Annotated in this window: 19 protein-coding genes and 3 tRNA genes; 11 read left to right on the plus strand and 11 right to left on the minus strand. The window is 34.8% G+C overall.

All coding sequences use genetic code 11. The features are described from left to right. The first annotated feature begins 1 nt into the window (after position 1). Entirely contained in the window at positions 2-502 is a 501-nt protein-coding gene (locus LB454_RS04725) for a phosphoribosyltransferase family protein (protein WP_224463471.1), read from the plus strand. Here the strand turns inward: LB454_RS04725 and LB454_RS04730 are convergent. Then, positions 499-1,029 (minus strand): shikimate kinase, encoded by a 531-nt coding sequence (locus LB454_RS04730; RefSeq protein WP_224463472.1) that lies wholly within the window; start codon positions 1,027-1,029, stop codon positions 499-501. The genes LB454_RS04725 and LB454_RS04730 overlap by 4 nt on opposite strands. Before the next feature lie 103 nt (positions 1,030-1,132). Here LB454_RS04730 and LB454_RS04735 point away from each other — a divergent pair. The 5 genes from LB454_RS04735 (at position 1,133) to LB454_RS04755 (ending at position 3,519) form a co-directional block, all read left to right on the plus strand. Next, a tRNA-Lys gene (locus tag LB454_RS04735) sits at positions 1,133-1,205 on the plus strand. 60 nt (positions 1,206-1,265) lie between these two features. Further along, a tRNA-Lys gene (locus LB454_RS04740) sits at positions 1,266-1,338 on the plus strand. Between the two features lie 87 nt (positions 1,339-1,425). Continuing rightward, positions 1,426-1,509: transfer RNA gene (locus tag LB454_RS04745), tRNA-Leu, on the plus strand. A gap of 139 nt (positions 1,510-1,648) precedes the next feature. Next, positions 1,649-2,332 carry an SDR family NAD(P)-dependent oxidoreductase gene (locus tag LB454_RS04750; RefSeq protein WP_224463473.1) on the plus strand — a complete coding sequence of 228 codons (684 nt, stop codon included), beginning with the start codon at positions 1,649-1,651 and terminating at the stop codon, positions 2,330-2,332. 416 nt (positions 2,333-2,748) lie between these two features. After that, positions 2,749-3,519 (plus strand): class I SAM-dependent methyltransferase, encoded by a 771-nt coding sequence (locus LB454_RS04755; protein WP_224463474.1) that lies wholly within the window; start codon positions 2,749-2,751, stop codon positions 3,517-3,519. Here LB454_RS04755 and LB454_RS04760 read toward each other — a convergent pair. Genes LB454_RS04760 through LB454_RS04795 form a run of 8 tightly spaced genes read right to left on the minus strand, consistent with a single transcriptional unit; the run spans position 3,516 to position 10,872 of the window. After that, positions 3,516-4,517, minus strand: a complete 1,002-nt coding sequence (locus tag LB454_RS04760; RefSeq protein ID WP_224463475.1) for an FAD:protein FMN transferase — start codon at positions 4,515-4,517, stop codon at positions 3,516-3,518. The two genes, LB454_RS04755 and LB454_RS04760, sit on opposite strands and share 4 nt — an antisense overlap. Continuing rightward, the gene (locus LB454_RS04765; protein WP_224463476.1) at positions 4,514-4,873 is read right to left on the minus strand and encodes a Na(+)-translocating NADH-quinone reductase subunit F; all 360 of its coding nucleotides are present in this window, start codon (positions 4,871-4,873) and stop codon (positions 4,514-4,516) included. The genes LB454_RS04760 and LB454_RS04765 overlap by 4 nt, the downstream gene beginning before the upstream one ends. Positions 4,874-4,933: 60 nt before the next feature. Beyond that, entirely contained in the window at positions 4,934-6,223 is a 1,290-nt protein-coding gene (nqrF, locus tag LB454_RS04770) for an NADH:ubiquinone reductase (Na(+)-transporting) subunit F (protein WP_224463477.1), read from the minus strand. A 12-nt stretch (positions 6,224-6,235) separates the two neighbouring features. Further along, positions 6,236-6,850: an NADH:ubiquinone reductase (Na(+)-transporting) subunit E gene (gene nqrE, locus LB454_RS04775; protein ID WP_224463478.1), complete on the minus strand. Its 615-nt coding sequence runs from the start codon at positions 6,848-6,850 to the stop codon at positions 6,236-6,238. A gap of 6 nt (positions 6,851-6,856) precedes the next feature. Continuing rightward, positions 6,857-7,606, minus strand: a complete 750-nt coding sequence (locus LB454_RS04780) for an NADH:ubiquinone reductase (Na(+)-transporting) subunit D (RefSeq protein ID WP_224463479.1) — start codon at positions 7,604-7,606, stop codon at positions 6,857-6,859. Positions 7,607-7,608: 2 nt separating this feature from the next. Next, positions 7,609-8,334, minus strand: coding sequence for an NADH:ubiquinone reductase (Na(+)-transporting) subunit C (nqrC, locus tag LB454_RS04785; protein WP_224463480.1), 726 nt, complete (start codon positions 8,332-8,334; stop codon positions 7,609-7,611). Positions 8,335-8,336: 2 nt separating this feature from the next. After that, positions 8,337-9,509, minus strand: a complete 1,173-nt coding sequence (locus LB454_RS04790; RefSeq protein ID WP_224463481.1) for an NADH:ubiquinone reductase (Na(+)-transporting) subunit B — start codon at positions 9,507-9,509, stop codon at positions 8,337-8,339. Positions 9,510-9,525: 16 nt separating this feature from the next. Continuing rightward, positions 9,526-10,872, minus strand: a complete 1,347-nt coding sequence (locus LB454_RS04795) for a Na(+)-translocating NADH-quinone reductase subunit A (protein ID WP_224463482.1) — start codon at positions 10,870-10,872, stop codon at positions 9,526-9,528. A 149-nt stretch (positions 10,873-11,021) separates the two neighbouring features. Here LB454_RS04795 and LB454_RS04800 point away from each other — a divergent pair, with 149 nt between their 5' ends. Together LB454_RS04800 and pruA are read left to right on the plus strand one after the other, a co-directional pair. Then, a complete protein-coding gene (locus tag LB454_RS04800; RefSeq protein WP_224463483.1) occupies positions 11,022-12,269 on the plus strand; it encodes a type IX secretion system plug protein in 1,248 nt (415 codons plus the stop codon). Positions 12,270-12,370: 101 nt separating this feature from the next. Then, on the plus strand, positions 12,371-13,996 hold the full coding sequence (gene pruA / locus LB454_RS04805) for an L-glutamate gamma-semialdehyde dehydrogenase (protein ID WP_224463484.1): 1,626 nt from the start codon (positions 12,371-12,373) through the stop codon (positions 13,994-13,996). Positions 13,997-14,282: 286 nt separating this feature from the next. Here pruA and rsmG read toward each other — a convergent pair whose 3' ends face one another. Further along, entirely contained in the window at positions 14,283-14,912 is a 630-nt protein-coding gene (gene rsmG, locus LB454_RS04810; protein ID WP_224463485.1) for a 16S rRNA (guanine(527)-N(7))-methyltransferase RsmG, read from the minus strand. Positions 14,913-15,090: 178 nt separating this feature from the next. Between rsmG and LB454_RS04815 the strand changes: the two genes are divergently transcribed. Both LB454_RS04815 and LB454_RS04820 read left to right on the plus strand, forming a co-directional pair. Then, entirely contained in the window at positions 15,091-16,185 is a 1,095-nt protein-coding gene (locus tag LB454_RS04815; RefSeq protein WP_224463486.1) for a fatty acid desaturase family protein, read from the plus strand. Positions 16,186-16,197: 12 nt separating this feature from the next. Next, a complete protein-coding gene (locus LB454_RS04820) occupies positions 16,198-17,382 on the plus strand; it encodes a pyridoxal phosphate-dependent aminotransferase (protein WP_224463487.1) in 1,185 nt (394 codons plus the stop codon). Here the strand turns inward: LB454_RS04820 and LB454_RS04825 are convergent, their stop codons facing one another. After that, entirely contained in the window at positions 17,383-18,081 is a 699-nt protein-coding gene (locus tag LB454_RS04825; protein WP_224463488.1) for a mechanosensitive ion channel family protein, read from the minus strand. Positions 18,082-18,388: 307 nt separating this feature from the next. Here LB454_RS04825 and LB454_RS04830 point away from each other — a divergent pair, with 307 nt between their 5' ends. Next, entirely contained in the window at positions 18,389-19,054 is a 666-nt protein-coding gene (locus LB454_RS04830; RefSeq protein ID WP_224463489.1) for a ferredoxin reductase domain-containing protein, read from the plus strand. Positions 19,055-19,164 lie beyond the last annotated feature (110 nt).

Genomic DNA, 19,164 nt, shown 5'->3' on the forward strand with positions numbered 1-19,164 from the left:
TATGAATACAGAAGCAACTTTAATCTTATCTGAAGAAGATATCAAAATAAAAACCAAGCGCATTTCTTTACAAATACTTGAAACTTGTCTTGATGACAAGACTATAATAATAGCAGGTATTGAAAGAAACGGGGCTGTCTTTGCAGAGTTGATTGCAGATGAAATTAAAAAACTAACAAAACAGAACACCGTGCTGGCTCATGTGAAAATCAACAAGAAAAACCCTCTTCAAAGTGTTGCTGTATCCATAGATTCTTCAGAATATAAAGACAAAAGTGTGATTCTAGTAGATGATGTATTAAATACGGGCTCCACACTTATGTTTGCTGCAAAGCACTTCTTAGACGTTCCTCTCAAACAATTTAAAACAGCAGTTTTAGTAGATAGGAATCATAAAAAGTATCCTATAAAAGCTGACTTTAAGGGCATCTCGCTGTCAACTTCACTAAACGAACGAGTTGAAGTGAATTTTAACAAACCTGCCAGAGCAGAGCTTATTTAGGTATTAAGATTAAATAATTCAATTAAGTTTTCAAGACTTTTGGATGGAGTTTTATCGGTCACATCCAGCACGTGATCGGCCATATAATAAAATTGCTGTCTTTCAAAGAGATGCTTTCTCACAAATTCTTCAAATTCAATTTTATCAGTATAGTGAGCAATGAGTGGCCTTGATTCTTTCTGTTGAAATAATTTTTCTACAAGATGATGAATATTAAGTTTCAAATAAACCGAAGTCACCCCTGGAGCTTCTATGATGTTTTTCATATTGTTTCCATAAACGGGAGTTCCACCGCCTAAGGATAAAACAAAGTCTTCTTTTTTAGCGATAATTTCTTCTAAAGCAATTGATTCTGCTTTTCTGAAATAAATCTCACCCTTCCTTTCAAATAACTCCGAAATAGATAATTCTTCCATTTTTTCTATATAAGAATCTAAATCAATGAAATGCAAGTCTAAAGTTTCAGCTAAAAGTTGTCCTAAAGTTGACTTGCCAACACCCATATATCCTAGTAAAATAACTTTCATAAACTCCTAAATTGAACAAATTAAAAATGTTTCAAATTTAATTTATTTTTCCTTGAAATAACAAAGGAAGATATTATATTTGCACCCGCAAAAAGACGCATTAGATCTGGTAGCTCAGTTGGTAGAGCATCTCCCTTTTAAGGAGAGGGTCCTGGGTTCGAGCCCCAGCCAGATCACTTTAATTCCCGTGCTTGTCACGGGAATCTTATTAAAACGAAGTTCTTATATTTTATTAAGATCTGGTAGCTCAGTTGGTAGAGCATCTCCCTTTTAAGGAGAGGGTCCTGGGTTCGAGCCCCAGCCAGATCACTTTTTATTCCTTACCTAAGCTTTAAAAACTTATTCGAAGCTTGTAATATTAGATAAACCATTAAAGTTTATATTTGCTTTCATAATGCCCAGGTGCTGGAACTGGTAGACAGGCATGGTTGAGGGCCATGTGTCCATTAGGGCGTGCGGGTTCGACTCCCGCTCTGGGCACTTTTTAACTTTGAATCACTTCTAGACTAAATTTTTTTAAAAGTTTATTTTCATTTTAAGTTATTAGTATTTCGTAACTTTATATTATTCCTATAATCATTATATTTTAATTCTAAATATTCTCCTGTAAAACTTTTAAATGATTAGCATTAAAAATAAAAACGCATTCATAACAGGTTCTTCTAGAGGAATTGGACAACAAATTGCCTTAGGACTTGCCGAAAAAGGATGTAACATCATTATTCATGGCAGAAAAAGAGAAAACTGTTATAAAACCCTAGAACTACTTAAACCTTATGAAGTGAACACTTACGTTGTTTACGGAGAATTATCTGAAGAAAAAAGTATAGATTACGTTATAAGGCAAGTCAAAAATCTGAACATCTCCATAGATATCTTGTTCAATAATGCAGCCATAATGACAAACTATAAAGAAGAGTATTGGACTCACAGCTGGGAAGAATGGATGCAAAGTATGAAGACTAATGTGCTGAGTGTTTACAAGATATGTAGTGCCTTTATCCCGTCTATGGTTGAAAAAGAATTTGGCAGGGTAGTGAATTTGGTTTCTGGCATCAAAGATCAACCTGAATTGCTTCCTTACAGTGTTTCAAAGTGGGCAGCTTCTAAAATAACTATCGATCTTGCCGTAAAACTAGAAGGTACTGGTGTTCGAATTAATTCTCTAGACCCTCAGTGGATTAAAACGGATCTAGGTGGTGAATTTGCAGATCACTCAGTTGAAGAAATCTTACCTGGCGCTTTGAAACCTGTTTTAATAGATAGTGATGGTCCTAATGGCAAAACCTTCTCTGCTATTTAAAATAATGGTTTATTCATAATGGATTTTCGACAGAAGTTCTTCAACATGTTACCAATCGAGTATAAGCACTTACTATTCTTTGCGACTATATTAGCAATTGAATTGATTTAAAAATAAAATTTTACTATTTATTAGTAATGCAGTATCCAGATGTTTCAAAATCGATAAACTAAAATCTTATTGAAGGTACCATAAAGAAATTTTTTCTAAAGCTCTTATGCTGAAAGCTTTGTTCTGAATAATAAAAGAACTTGAGAAAAAAGTGTATATTTTCCTTAGCATCAAGGCTAATTTAATTGAACCCAGTAGACTTGTATAAGACGTATCAGCATATGAAAATAAAAGCATGGAAACTAAACCAAATTAATATTTTATTTTTGCTCAAATCCAGAAATAAATAAAACCTCACTTTAATTTTGAAGAAGCCCTTTCAAGTCATACTCAATTTATTTCCAAGACCTTTTTTAATTCGAGTAAGCTTAGCTTTGAAACCTCTTTTAGTATTAGCTTATAGAGGTGAAGCATTTAAGGATCCTATTGACGGTAGAACCTTCTCGAAGTTTTTACCTTATGGCTATGAAAAGCAAAGGTTAAACGTTTTAAGTCCTTCCACTTTATCACTGGAAAGGCATCGTTTACTTTGGTTATACCTACAACATAAAACAGATTTCTTTACCAAACAACAAAAGGTTCTCCACTTTGCTCCTGAACAGGCTTTCTATAAAAGGTTTAGAAACCTTAAGCATCTAGACTACACGACTACAGATCTAAACTCTCCTATAGCAGATGTAAAAGCAGATATCTGTGATCTTCCTTTTGAGGATAATAGCTTCGACACAATTATTTGCAATCATGTCTTAGAACATATTGAAGACGACACTAAAGCTATGATGGAGCTCTACAGAATACTTAAACCTAAAGGAATGGCAATACTTCAAATTCCTCAGGACTTAGACAGAAAGACTACGTTTGAGGATAATAGTATTGTAGATCCAAAAGAGAGAGCTAAAATATTTGGACAATATGACCACTTGCGTGTTTATGGCCTTGATTTTTTTGACAAACTTAGATCTATTGGGTTTGAAGTAAATGAAGAAGACTATACGGCCGAAATGAAAGATTCTGAAATAGATTATTATCGACTTCAGAAAGGTGAAATCATACCCGTTTGCTTTAAACCAGTTTAAAATTCATCTATAGAATCCTTCAGATCTTTAGATGTAAAAGACTTTTGGTTACCATTTTCATCACTATAAATAAAAATGACTTTTAAACCAGTACCTGAAGTCAAAAATTCTTTAGCCTTTTGTAAGCCCATAGCCATAAATGCAGTAGCATAGGCATCTGCTTCTGCACATGTGTTGGCAATTACAGAAGCTGATAAGATATCAGATTTTTGAGACCTGCCTGTTTTAGGGTTAATCGTATGAACATATTTAAAACCAGTGTCAGGGTCTACTCTATATTTTCTATAGTTTCCTGATGTAGCCAAGGCTTCGTTATTCAAATTAACTCCATATTTTAATTCCCTGGAACCATCTTCAAGCGGCATTTCGATACCGACTTTCCATGGACGATTATTATCCAGATTCTCACCAAATACAACAACCTCTCCTCCTATTTCAACTAAAAAATTCTGAGACCCCTTAGATTTTAAATAGTCAGCGAAAACATCAACTGTGTAACCCTTGGCAATAGCGTTAAAATCGAGATATAAAATATCTGAATTTGATGTCACTATCCTATCAGGTCTAAGCTGGATGTTATGAAATCCCACATATTGGTGAAGTGAGTCTATTTCCTGGTCACTTACCTCTTCAGAATAACCTTCTGGGCCGAATCCATAGGCATTAACTAATAAACCCACACTGGGATCAAAGTAACCGTCTGTGTCTTTATAGATTTTTTTAGAAGTCTCAAAAACTTGTTTAAAATGATCATCAACAACAATTGTGGTATCGCCTGAATTAATTTTAGATATATCAGAATGTTGGATATAGGTACTCATTGATGTATTGATTACATTCAAAAGTGAATCAATCTGTTGAGTTTGAATTTCACCATCATCCAAAAAATACTTTATAGAGTACGTAGTCCCAAGAGCGTCTCCTTGAAGAGTTTGGACTGTGCTTGGTTCTCCACAAGAAATCAAAAACAATAAAGTAAAAACGAATAAGTGTTTCATTTAATTTCTATTAATCCTGAATAATTAAGAACATAGTCTTCTTCTGAATCTACAGGAAGTTCATAGCTGATTGAATTTGCAATACCAACACCTGCATAAAATGTTTTAGCTTTAAAATTGACTCCATGTTTTGATACTTTCTGCATAAGCTCCTCATCATACAAAACAGGATTTTCTGGATATTTTACGGCTCTCACTACAACAAAAATCAGCTTTTTATCTTTAGTCGCTACAAACTGAGGGTTTTTCGATTTTTTACTATTCACTGCTAAAAATTCGTAACCCATGTCCTCTAAATCTTTACCTACTACATTCATAGCAAGATTGTGAAGTTGTTGTTCTGAAAGTAATCCCATCGGTTTAGATATAAAAAAACCCAAACAATGCATGTTTGGGTTTAATTTGGTAAATTTTATTTATCCTCCGAAATCATCAAATCTGATGTTTTCATCTGGAATTCCAAAATCTTCACCCATTTTTTGAACGGCTTGGTTCATCAATGGGGGTCCACAAAAATATAATTCAATATCTTCTGGCTCTTCATGATGATTTAAGTAATTATCAATTACACACTGATGAATAAAGCCTACAAAACCATCTCCATCTCCATCAATACCATCTTTTTCTTTCCAGTTATCCTCTTCTTGAGGTTCAGATAAAGCTAGATAAAATTTAAAGTTTGGATAATCTCTTTCTAATGCTCTGAAGTGCTCGGTATAGAACAATTCTCGCTTAGATCTTCCACCGTACCAAAAAGTCACTTTTCTTCCAGTTTTAATAGTTCTGAAAAGATGATACAAGTGAGAACGCATTGGAGCCATACCGGCACCTCCACCTACATAAAGCATTTCAGCTTCGCTTTCATTGATAAAGAATTCACCGTAAGGTCCTGAAATAGTCACTTTATCACCAGCTTTACATCCAAAGATGTATGAAGAAGCAACACCAGGATTTACATCCATCCAGTCGCCTTTAGCTCTGTCAAATGGTGGAGTAGCAATACGAACGTTCAACATGACTCGTTTTCCTTCTGCAGGGTAAGAAGCCATCGAGTATGCCCTTTCTACTGTTTCAGTGTTTTTCATAACAAGTGGCCATAGTTTAAAATTATCCCACTCAGTTTTAAATTTGTCTTTTTCACCTGGATGTTCTTCAGGATGAGCAGAAATATCCATGTCCTCAAACTTAACTTCACATGGAGGAACCTCAATCTGAATGTACCCACCTGCTTTGTAGTCCATATCTTCAGGGATTTCAACAATAAATTCCTTGATAAATGAGGCCACATTATAATTGGAAACTACAGTAGCTTCCCATTTTTTAATTCCAAAAACTTCTTCTGGAATTTCAATTTTCATATCCTGTTTAACCTTTACCTGGCAACCAAGTCTCCAACCTTCTGCAATTTCTTTTCTTGTAAAGTGAGGTTCTTCTGTTGGAAGAATTGCTCCACCTCCATCTTTCACAATGCATTTACATTGGACGCAGGTACCACCTCCACCACATGCAGAAGGTAAAAACAATTTATTATCACTCAATGTACTCAAGAGTGTAGAACCAGAACCAACTTCTAAATCACTTTCTCCATTTACATTAATCTTAACTGGACCCGATGGGGACAATTTTGACTTGGCTGATAATAGTATAACTACCAACAACAATATCAATGTTAAGAATACTGCAACACTCGCTAATATAACTGTCATAATCCTCTGTGTTTATAATTTAATTCCCATGAAACTCATAAATCCTATCGCCATCAATCCTGTAATAATAAATGTTATCCCAAGCCCTTTTAAAGGTGCAGGTACATTTGAATAAGCGATTTTTTCTCTAATGGCTGCAATAGCAAGTATAGCTAAAAACCATCCAATTCCACTACCTAGCCCATATACGGCTGCTCCTTCTATACCACTAAAGTCTTTTTGTTGCATAAACAGAGATCCACCAAGGATAGCACAGTTAACTGCAATAAGTGGTAAAAAGATACCTAATGATCCATATAAAGCTGGGGCAAACTTTTCAACAATCATTTCTACTAATTGAACCATAGATGCAATAACAGCAATAAACATGATAAAGCTAAGGAAACTCAAATCTACCTCAGCAAATTGTGGCCCTAGCCAGGTAAGTGCACCAGATTGGAGTAGATAGTTATCTAATAAATAATTTACTGGAACTGTAATCAACAATACAAATATAACTGCAAGACCAAGTCCTACCGCTGTTTTAACTGTTTTGGAAACTGCTAGATAGGAACACATACCCAAGAAATAGGCAAAAATCATGTTCTCTATGAAGATACTTTTTACAAATAAGTTTACTAAATCCATCTATTTTTAATTTTCTTCAATTAATTTTCTATTCCTAGCTCTTTGTATCCAGATAAGAACTCCAACAACTATAAGAGCCATAGGAGAAAGTAAAAAGAAACCATTGTCTTCGTAACCTAAAGCATACAGTCCAGTTGATTCTGCCAGTGTAACCCCTTTATGGCCAAGAACTTCGTAACCAAGTAATTTTCCTGATCCAAAAAGCTCTCTAAAGAAGGCAACAATGATTAAGATAAGACCGTAACCTGCTGCATTTCCTACTCCGTCAAGGAAAGATTTATAAACCCCATTCCCTAGAGCGAAAGCTTCAAGTCTACCCATGATGATACAGTTAGTAATAATCAATCCAATAAAAATGGAAAGCTGTTTACTTACATCAAACGCATAGGCTTTTAAGATTTGATCAACAAGTATTACCATAGAAGCCACTACAACAAGCTGAACTATAATTCTAATTCTACTCGGAATTGAATTCCTTAAAATAGAAATGATAACATTACTAAAAGCCATAACGAATACCACAGCTAATGACATTACGATAGCAGGTTTTAATTGCACCGTAATCGCTAATGCTGAACAGATCCCTAACACTTGAACAGTAATAGGGTTGTTATCATCTAAAGGGTCCTTTAATATTTTCCTGTTAGCCTTCGATAAGAAATGCTCTTTTTCTTCAGAACTTGATAAAAAGAGAAGCATTTCACTCTTCTTTTTTTCTTCTTCAGTTTGAGGCTTTTGATTTTTTTCTAAGCTCATATCTATCTTGTTACGACTTTAATATCCTTTATTTTTTTGAAGAAAGGCAAATAATTTTTCAACCTATTTGAAAGCATATCAGTAACACCATCACCTGTGATGGTGGCACCAGATATAGAATCCACCTTGTTATCATCTTTATTGTTTCCTCCGCTATATCCTTTTACGACATTAACGCCAACTAAATTCCCATTCTCATCAAAAATCTTTTCATCAACAAATCTTTGTTGAAACCAATCTGTGGTTATTTCAGCACCAAGACCAGCAGTTTCACCTTTATGGTCAAAAATAACACCCTTCACTGTGTTTGCATCATCTTTAAGAGCAATATATCCCCAGATAGCATCCCATAAACCACTACCTCTTAATGGCGCAATGTAAAATTCAGAGCCTTCGTAGTTGGCTAAATAAATAGGAAATGACTGCTCTTCAACTGGTTTTGATAACTCTTTAGCTAAATCAACCTCAAAAGCGACAACACCCTCTTTTTCTTCTCCATTATGATCTAATGCAATTTGTTGAGTAATATGCTTATTAAAAAGCTCTTCAGCATTTGCTCTTTCAGTTTCAATACCAATTGTAGATAAAATGCTTTGCATTTTTTCTTGACGAACATTTTCTTTTTGCATCGGGCTGAGTGAAGTCGCAGTAAATGAAAGTGTGACTGCAACAATAACAACCATCGCTATTGCAAAAATAAATGTATATGCATTACTGTTTTTGTTCATCGTTAAGCTGTTTTTACGGTTTTCATTGATAAACGCTTGTGTCTTTTCTTAATATTACCTTGTATCACATAATGATCTATAGTAGGTGCAAATACATTCAAAAGTAATATGGACAACATAATTCCTTCGGGATAGGCAGGATTCAGGGTACGAATCAATATAGCAGTTAAGCCAATTAATGCTCCGTAAATCCATTTTCCTTTCATGGTTTGCGCAGCACTCACCGGATCTGTTGCCATAAATACGATTCCAAATGCAAAGCCACCAACTATCAGGTGATTGTACCAAGCGAAATTTGTCAGCCCGTTACCCTCAACACCTAAAGAAGGTAATGCATTCAATAACAATCCCATTGCAGCTGCCCCTATAACTCCACTTAGGATAATTCTCCAGTCTGCAACCTTTGTTAAAATTAAAATTAATGCTCCAGCTGCAATACAAAGGGTGGAGGTCTCAGAAATCGAACCAGGTATTACTCCTGTAAACATTTCTGCAGCATTATAAGTGACTTCTTTATTTGCTGCAAGTGAACCTAGAATAGTTTCACCAGAAATAGTATCAACGTTTGAGGCTTCACTCACCCAAATTTTATTTCCAGACATGTAAGTCGGATACGCAAAAAATGCAAATGCTCTAGCGGTTAAGGCAGGGTTCAAAATATTCATACCTGTACCACCAAAGGCTTCTTTACCTATCAATACTGCAAAAATTACAGATAAAGCCACCATCCATAACGGGATATCAACTGGCATTATCATTGGAATAAGCAAACCTGTAACTAGGTAACCTTCGTTCACTTCATGCCCTCTCATAATCGCAAAAGCGAATTCTAAACCCAAACCGACGGCATATGAAACGACTATCATTGGAACAATTTTATAGGCTCCATGCAGTATAGCTTCAAATATAGCTGGATTCTCACCTAGCTGAGTATAATGCTGATAACCAGCATTCCACATGCCGAAAATCAAAGCTGGAATCAAAGCTAACACAACTGTTATCATCGTCCTCTTCAAATCTACTGCATCCCTAATGTGTGCTCCTTTTTTTGTCGTATGATCTGGTACAAACAAGAAAGTATCTAGCGCATTTACTGCTGGACGATACTTTTCAAGCTTATTACCTGGCTCAAAAGGCTCTTTAATTTGATCAATTTTCTGTCTAATCCAATTCATAGTTAATAATATAAATTTATCCTACTTCAGTTATCATAATGTCTAAACCATTGCGAATAATTTCCTGCGCTTCAATTTTAGACGTGTTGGTATATTCTACCAGCGCAAAGTCCTCTGGAACTACTTCATATATACCAAGATTTTCCATTTTTTCTATATCTCCTGCCATGCAAGCTTTTATAAGCTGCATAGGTAAAATATCCAAAGGCATTACTTCTTCCATTTCTCCTGTAACTACAAGAGCTCTCTCTTCACCATTCAAATTGGTATTCACATCATATTTTTTATTAGGGAATAACCAAGACAATGATGTTTTAGACGCTGAATGAATATTGTTGTCTTTAAATGGCAACCATCCAAACATTCTATGTTCATTTCCTTCTGGAATCACTGTCAATGTATTCGAAAAGAAATTGATAAAACTATCGCTTTCAATCTTCTCCCCCGTTAATACATTACCACTTATGATTCTAGAATTTTCTTCGTAGTCATTTTTTAAAATTGAAGAAACTTCAGCTCCAATAATTGATTTGAAATATTTTCTATTTTTTGCTGCAGTACCTGTAACAACGACAGTTCTTTCAGCATTAAATTTACCTGTATTAAATTGTTCTCCAATGATAGCTACGTCTTCCGGGTTGATTGTCCAAACCCTCTCGCCTCTATTCATAGGTTCAGTCTCATGAATCAAAGTTCCAACATTTCCAGCTGGATGTGGTCCAGAAATGGTCAATAATTCAACGTTTTCTATATCATTTAAAAAACTAATTGAATTTTTATCAACTCCTAAATATACTTTACCTCCCGTTAACTTTGTCAATGCGTTGATTCCTGTCTGAAAATGTTCTACTTTATCTTGTAAAACAACTTCAAAAGAAGCCGTTAAAGGTGCTGTATCATATGCAGAAATATAAATTGCTTTTGGAGTATCCTCTGCATTTGCTGGTATATTGTAAGGCCTTTGGTTTAAAAAAATACCTAGACCAGTTGAAAATATTCTGTTCTTTACTTCAGACGAATCTGTTTTCAAAGGATCCATAATGCCAAAATCCTTGTATTCAAAAGTATCGTCAGCCTCTATAATAACGTCTAAAATTTTACGTTTAGCGCCTCTCTTTATTTCCTTAAGTGTTCCACTTACAGGAGAAACAACTCTAGTCTTATCAGAGTATTTGGAAAAAAGAATTTCATCACCAGCTTTTAATCTGGCTCCTTCCTTTACAACCATCTTAGGAACTAAGGAGTGAAAATTTGAAGGTCTTAAAGCAACAGTTTTTGGTTTCTGTGCTTGCTCTATCGAATTTTCTGCTTCACCTTTAAGATTAAGCTTTAAACCCTTTTTAATTTTTACGTCTGTGGGCATCTGTAAATAAAATTTTATTTTGGTTTGCAAATTTAATAATTTAACTTACATACTTAAAGCAAACAAATATTATAGTTTTATTATTTATACTCAATCTAAACAACATAATGAATTATTCAAAATTAAGACTTGAACACTTTAATCAAAAAATGAGCCTACTTATTTTAATAACTTTTATAAGTTCTTCAATATACAGCCAACAGGTTTACGAAACACTTCCTCCAGATTTCATCAAAACAATTGAATTTTACGGTTCCGAAAGTGAATTTAGTGGGACACCTGTTATATCGATGCGAGAATCATTGCAACTTAAATTTGATGATTTGACCGCAGCTGAAAATGATTATTATTATGAAATTGAGCATTATAACTTTGACTGGACTCCTTCAGATTTGGCCAAAAATGAATATTTGGAAGGTTTTGATAACATAAGGCTATTTGATTTTAGAAATTCCTTTACTACGCTTCAGCCCTACACTCATCATGAATTAAATCTACCTAATGATAATACGAGGCGTTTTAAAGTTAGTGGCAATTACATGCTCAATATCTTCAATGCTGACAAACAGCTCCTTTTTTCAAGAAAATTCATCGTATACGAAGATTTAGTCAATGTAAATATTACCATTAGGCGATCTAGAGATCTTGAATTTATAGAGAAAAAACAAGTTATTAATTTCGAAATAGGCAGAGATGATTTTATTTTCAGAAATCCAGAACAAACTGTAAAAACTGTTGTAGTTCAAAACAATGATTTCAATACAGCTATTTATGACCTCAAACCACAATTTACTCAAGGTAACACACTAGTTTATAGGTATGATCAGGAATCATCTTTTTGGGGCGGTAATGAATACCTGAATTTTGACAATAAAGACATCAGACAAGGAACGTTGAGAATTGAGAGAGTAGAACTAAATGACCTCTATAATTCGTTTCTTTATCCAAATTTTGTAAGAGATGGAAGAGCTTATACATTTAACCCTGATATAAATGGTGCTTTCAGAATAAATACTGTCCAGGGAAATGATATCGATGTTGAATCTGAGTATGCAAAAGTTCATTTTTCACTTCAGAATTATAAAGATTTAGATGGTGGCGAAGTTCATATATATGGACGCTTCAATAATTATGTACTCGACGACAGTACATTGATGACACCTGATGAGACCAGAAAAAATATGCTCACGAATGATCTACTTTTAAAACAGGGTTTCTACAATTACAAGTACGTCTATCTAGATAAAAATGGTGAGTTTATAGAAGGCTTTATAAGTGGTGATCATGACATTACAGAAAATGAATATCAGGTAATTGTATACTACAGGGACATTGGTGCAAGGTTTGACAAAGTCATTGGTACCGGATTTGGAAATAGTGAGAATATTATCAATTAAGTCTTCTTAACAGGTATTAATAAAAGCTTATCACGATTAATTTTCATAATGATCTATAAACTTTATATTTACGGAAATAAATTCAATTAAATATAAACATTATGGGAAAAGGATATTTTCAGGTGCCAACCGCAATAAATGAGCCGATAAAAACTTATGCACCAGGATCTCCAGAGAGAGCATCCATAGAAAAGATGTATAAGAAAATTTATAACGAAAAAGCAGAAATTCCTTTATATATAGGTAAAGAAGAAATAAAAACTGGACATACTAAAAGCATAAGACCACCACATGATCACCAACACGAAGTTGGTATTTATCATAATGCTGAAGAAAAACATGTGGAGCAAGCTATTGATACTGCTTTGGAAGCTAGAAAAGAGTGGGCTAAGTTACCTTGGGAACAAAGAGCTGCTGTTTTTCTGAAAGCTGCTGATCTTATTGCAGGCCCTTACAGGGATAAAATGAATGCAACAACTATGATTGGTCAATCCAAAACGGTTTTTCAGGCTGAAATTGATTCTGCTTGCGAAATTTGCGATTTCTTAAGATTCAATGTAGAATATATGTCTGAAATCTACAGAGAACAACCTGAGTCTGCAGATAATGAATGGAATAGGCTTGAACACAGACCATTAGAAGGTTTCGTTTATGCTATTACTCCTTTTAATTTTACAGCTATCGCTGGTAATTTACCATCAAGTGCTGCATTGATGGGTAATGTCGCCGTTTGGAAACCAAGTGATAGTCAAATGTTATCCGCACAAGTCATTATGGAGGTTTTTAAAGAAGCAGGCTTACCAGATGGCGTGATCAACATGATTATTGGCGATCCAGAAATGATCACCAATAAAATTTTAGCTAGAAAAGAATTTGCCGGTATCCATTTTACAGGAAGTACCAATGTCTTTAAAGGCATCTGGGCTAAAATCGGTGAAAACATACATAATTATAACACTTACCCAAGAATTGTAGGAGAAACTGGTGGTAAAGACTTTATTGTGGCACATAAATCTGCAGACCCGCAGGTAGTCGCTACAGCTTTGTTGAGAGGAGCTTTCGAATTTCAAGGGCAGAAATGTAGTGCTGCTTCAAGATCCTACATCTCTAGCAGTTTATGGCCAGAAGTCAAAGAAAGATTGGTTAAAGATGTGAAATCCATTAAAATGGGCTCTACTGGCGACTTGAGTAATTTCATAGGGGCTGTTATTCACGAACAATCTTTCGATAAATTGTCTAAATATATCGAAAGAGCTAAGAAAAGTGACGAAGCTGAAATCATTGTCGGTGGAAATTGCGATAAGTCTAAAGGTTATTTCGTAGAACCAACAGTTATCGTAACCACAAATCCACAATATGAGACTATGGTCGAAGAATTGTTTGGACCAGTATTGACTCTTTATGTATATGATGATAATGCATATGAAGACACACTTCACCTAGTAGATAATACAAGTCAGTATGGTTTAACAGGTTCCATCATATCAACAGATCGTTATGCAGCGGCAGTTGCCACAGATATTTTGCAAAACTCTGCTGGTAATTTCTACATTAACGACAAATGTACAGGCGCAGTTGTTGGACGCCAGCCATTTGGCGGTGCCAGAAACAGTGGTACAAATGATAAAGCAGGCTCTAAGTTTAATTTATTAAGATGGTCTTCACCAAGATTGATAAAAGAAACCTTTGTTCCCGCAACAGACTATACTTATCCACATATGGGATAATGAATAAATAAATTATTGTAATTGAAGCCTCCAGTGTTAGAATTGGAGGCTTTTTTTATCCTCTATAATTAGGATTCAAAACAATGATGATAAAAGCAAATTAGTGTATCAACCAAAATGGTGAAAGCTGTTTAAAGAAGCTTATCTACTCAAAAACTAATTCCTATCACCTAAAGCCTCAAAACTTCAGGCATAAATACTGAATAAGGAAGACTGAATAAAGCATATCGTATCATGAACTTAAAAGCTAATGCTTCCTACCACCCAAAGCCTCGAGCTTTTAAGACTATCCACGGTACTTCATTGGAAGATAAACCACTTTTTTAGTATCAAAAAAATCTTCTTTATATATCTCGGAAAGTTCATACACTTTTACAGTCTTATAGGGCAGAAGTTCCTCAGAAAGGTCACCACCTTTTAAATATAGAATTCCATTTTTCCTATCGTGTTTGGATTCTTTAGCAATTTTTCCTTTCACCCAGTGGACAAAACTAGGCATAACAGCTACGGCTCTACTGACTATAAAATCGAATTCACCTGAGATATTTTCGACACGATCGTTTATAGGAGTTACGTTCTGGAGGTCCAGGGCCTCAACCACCTCTTCAACTACTTTTATCTTTTTACCGATACTATCTACCAAAGTAAATTGAGTTTCAGGATATAAAATAGCCAAGGGAATACCTGGAAAACCTCCTCCAGTTCCAACATCCAGAACACTGGAGCCTGGCAAAAACTCTTGCACTTTAGCGATTCCAAGACTATGCAGTACATGACGAATGTATATCTCGTCGATATCTTTCCTTGATACCACATTAATTTTTTGATTCCAGTCCTTATATACTTCTGCGATCTTTTCGAACTGAAGTAACTGGGTTTCGTTTAAGTTTGGGAAATAGTCTTTTATTAGCTTCAATGTGTTTAATTTTTGAGGGCAAAAATAAGAGTTCTACTATTGATTTTGGTGCTATTCTATTTTATTACAAACAAAATCAATTGAAATCCGATTAAACTCTTATAAATCCAACACAATTGGCAATTGTCAAAAGGCTTGGTATAGATAAATTTTTATATTTGTTTCATATATTTTTAAGATGACAAATCCAACGATTAAATTCTCAAGAAAGGATCCTCAAAAATTTTTCAGGACCCTAAACAAAAGGGTTAACAATTATTTCAGTGAGAATAATATAAAGAAAACTGGAAACTGGAAATTACATTTAAAAACGATCGTAATGTTCAGTTTGTTCTTAAGTCCTTATTTTTTAATATTATTTCTAGACATTTCAGATTGGTGGAAACTGCTTTTCACAGTCTTGATGGGAGCTGGTATGGCTGGTGTTGGCATGAATGTCATGCATGATGGAAATCATGGAACTTACTCCAGAAAAAAATGGGTAAACAAGTTCATGGGAAGTTCCATTTACATTTTAGCTGGTAATGTTTACAACTGGCAAGTGCAGCACAATGTTTTACATCACACTTACACTAATATTCACGGTCACGATGAAGATATAGATGCAGGAGGCATTATCAGATTTTCAAAACATGCCAAATGGAAACGTTTTCATAAGTTTCAACATATATATTCTGTATTTTTATATGGATTGCTCACTTTCAACTGGGCATTAACATCAGATTTTAAACAAACAAAACGTTACTTAAAGCGCCAGTTATCTTACGGGAAGATGCCAAGTCAATGGAAACAATGGAGCATGCTTGCCGTCACTAAAATTTTATACATTTCTATTTGGATAGTGATTCCTATCATGATTGGGATTGTATGGTGGAAAGTTTTAATTGGATTCTTTGTGATGCATTACACCGCAGGATTAATTCTGAGTGTTATTTTTCAATTAGCTCACATGGTAGAAAATAACGAAATGCCAATGCCTAATGAAGTTGGAGAAATGAAAAATACCTGGGCAATACATCAATTATTTACTACCACAAATTTTGCAACCAATAATAAAATCATGAACTGGTTCAGTGGTGGACTAAATCATCAAGTGGAACATCATATTTTTCCAAACATAAGCCATGTTCATTACGATAAAATAAGTAAAATTGTAAAAGAAACAGCCAAAGAATTCAATTTGCCCTATAACGAATATGAATCTACCAGAGAAGCTGTAAAATCACATTTTAGACACTTAAGAATGCTTGGAAGCGAGCCACAATTATCCTAACTAATTATTTTTATGATTCAACTTTCCGATAAAATTCAAAAATTAGAAACGTCAGCAACTTTAGCGATGGCTGCTAAAGCAAGAGAACTTAAAGCTGAGGGTAAAGACATTATTGGATTAAGTTTGGGTGAACCAGACTTCAATACTCCAGATTTTATTAAAGATGCTGCTATACAAGCCGTAAACGATAATTACAATTCTTACTCTCCTGTGGATGGGTATGAGGAATTGAAAAAGGCTATTCAAAAAAAGTTCAAGAGAGATAATCATTTAGATTATAATCTAAATCAAATTGTTGTATCTACAGGGGCTAAGCAATCACTTTACAATATTGCTTCTGTAGTGCTGAACCCTGGAGATGAAGTCATTCTTCCTTGTCCGTATTGGGTAAGTTACAGTGATATCGTGAAATTAAATGGCGGTGTTCCTGTAGAAGTTGAAACAGACATTGAACAGGATTTTAAGATGACTCCAGACCAGTTGAAATCTGCTATCACTCCAAAAACAAAAATGCTATGGTACAGCTCACCATGTAATCCTAGTGGTTCTGTATATACAAAAGAAGAGTTAAAAGCCCTGGCAGATGTTCTCAAAGACTTTCCAGACATCATTGTGGTGAGTGATGAAATCTATGAACATATCAATTTTGGTCAAGAACGCTTTTCTATTGCTGAATTACCAGAAATGTACGATAGAACTGTCACTGTAAATGGTGTTTCCAAAGCCTTTGCCATGACTGGTTGGAGAATCGGCTACATCGGTGCTCCAGAAAAAATTGCTAATGCTTGTAAAAAGCTACAAGGACAAGTCACAAGCGGAGCTAATTGTATTGCTCAACGAGCAGTGATTACAGCCTTAGATGCCCCTTTAGAAAAAATACAATACATGATCGATAAATTCAAGTCTAGACGTAAGTTGATTTTAGATTTGATTGAAACTATTCCTGGATTTGAATGTAACGAACCTAAAGGAGCCTTTTATGTTTTTCCAAACGTTTCTTCTTTCTTCGGAAAAACATATGGCGGAAAAGAGATTAAAAATGCAACCGATTTTTCTATGTTTTTACTAGAAGTTGCCAATGTAGCCACAGTTACAGGAGAAGCTTTTGGCAATCCAAATTGCATTAGAATTTCTTATGCTGCAAGTGAAGATCACATAAAACAAGCTATGGACCGAATTAAAAAGTCTTTGAGTTAGTTAATTCTTTTGTTTAGGTAATGATTCTGAGGTCTTATATTCTCCCCCCTGATAAATGATTCTTCGAGGAATAGGGGTTTCAATTCCTTGTTTATCCAAGGAAGATTTTACGGCTTCTAATTGTTCCCAATAGGTTGGCCAATAATCTTCAGATTTCACCCAGCATCTAGCAGTTACTCGTATTTCAGATTCTCCAATTTCATCTAACCAAACATCTGGTTCAGGATCTTTTTCAACGATAGGATGCGCTTTCAAAGCCTTTAGAATGATTGGCCTAATCGTTTCCATTTTTATATCGAAGGCGAATTTTAATTTCAAATCTATCCTTCTTAAAGGATCCATCGTGCGATTGTCAACATCACTATTTGCTACATTGCCATTAGGCATGGTGATGATTCTACCGTCAAAAGTTTTAATTCTGGTGTAAAGTATATCGATATTCTTTACGAAGCCAAGATTAGAATTGACATAGATCAAATCACCGACTTTAAAAGGCTTAAACACCAATATCAAAACACCACCTGCAAAATTAGCTAAACTGCCTTGCAAGGCTAGACCTATCGCAATTCCCGCAGCTCCAAAAATTGCCAAAAACGAAGTGGCTTTCACACCCAGAATAGAGCCTACAAGTGTGAATAACAAGCCATATAAAACGAAAATAGAGAGACTTTCGATAAAGGTTTTTAGAGATAATTCCACGTTAGACTTTTTTAAAGCAGCTTTCAAAAGCCTCATGATCAACTTTATAACGAGAATGCCAAAAACTATACTTATAATTGAATACAGGAGTTTTGGGCCTATACTATATAATGAATTTAGCAGAAAGTCCTTTAGGGTATCAAGAAATGTAGTATCCAAAGTTTTATCGTTTTAGCTCGATGTAAGATAAGTATTTGATCTCGTAACACATTCAAATCAAGTAAGGAATTCGAATGTTAAAAAAAAGCTCGATTATTCTTAATCACCATAAGTAAAACCTATGCCTTTTTTAAATTTAAAATAAAAAATGAATACTTTAAAAATTGAACACATAGAAAAGATCACCCCTAATGTTTTACAGATTAGAACGAATAAACCTTCAGGATTAGAATTCAAGCCAGGTCAGGCCACCGAACTTTTCATCAACAAAGAAGGCTGGAAAGAAGAAGGCAGGCCTTTTACCTTTACCAGCTTACCAGCTCAAGATCACCTAGAGTTTGTCATCAAGACTTATCCCGATCATAATGGCGTGACTGAACAATTGTTGGACCTTAAGAAAGGAGACGAATTGCTACAAACCGACATTTTTGGGAATATTTATTTCCGGGGTGAAGGAACCTTTATCGCTGGTGGTGCTGGCTTGACGCCTCTCATTGCTATTTTGAGAGACAGGCACCAAAATGGAGAAGGAAATGAAAATAACAAACTCATTTTTGCCAACAAAACCAAAGCCGATATCATCTTAAAAGATGAACTCAGTGACATGCTTGGAGATAATTTTATAAACATCCTGTCTAATGAGAAAACGGACCGGTTTGCGCACGGGCAAATCGATTTAAGCTTTTTGAAAAAACACATCATCAATTTACAGCAAAAGTTTTACATCTGTGGACCAGACCCAATGATCGAAAGTGTTGTTAATGACTTAAAAGAATTAGGCGTAGAACATGAAAACATCATTATTGAAGAATAAGTCGTGACAATTTATAGTCAACAAAAGTGCCTTGAATTATCAAGGCACTTTTGTTTAGAATTATTGAAAGAACTCACGTTAAAATGTCTTCACAGACTTTGAAATAATCG

It is taken from the genome of Psychroflexus montanilacus (genome assembly GCF_020164535.1).
Taxonomy (GTDB): domain Bacteria; phylum Bacteroidota; class Bacteroidia; order Flavobacteriales; family Flavobacteriaceae; genus Psychroflexus; species Psychroflexus montanilacus.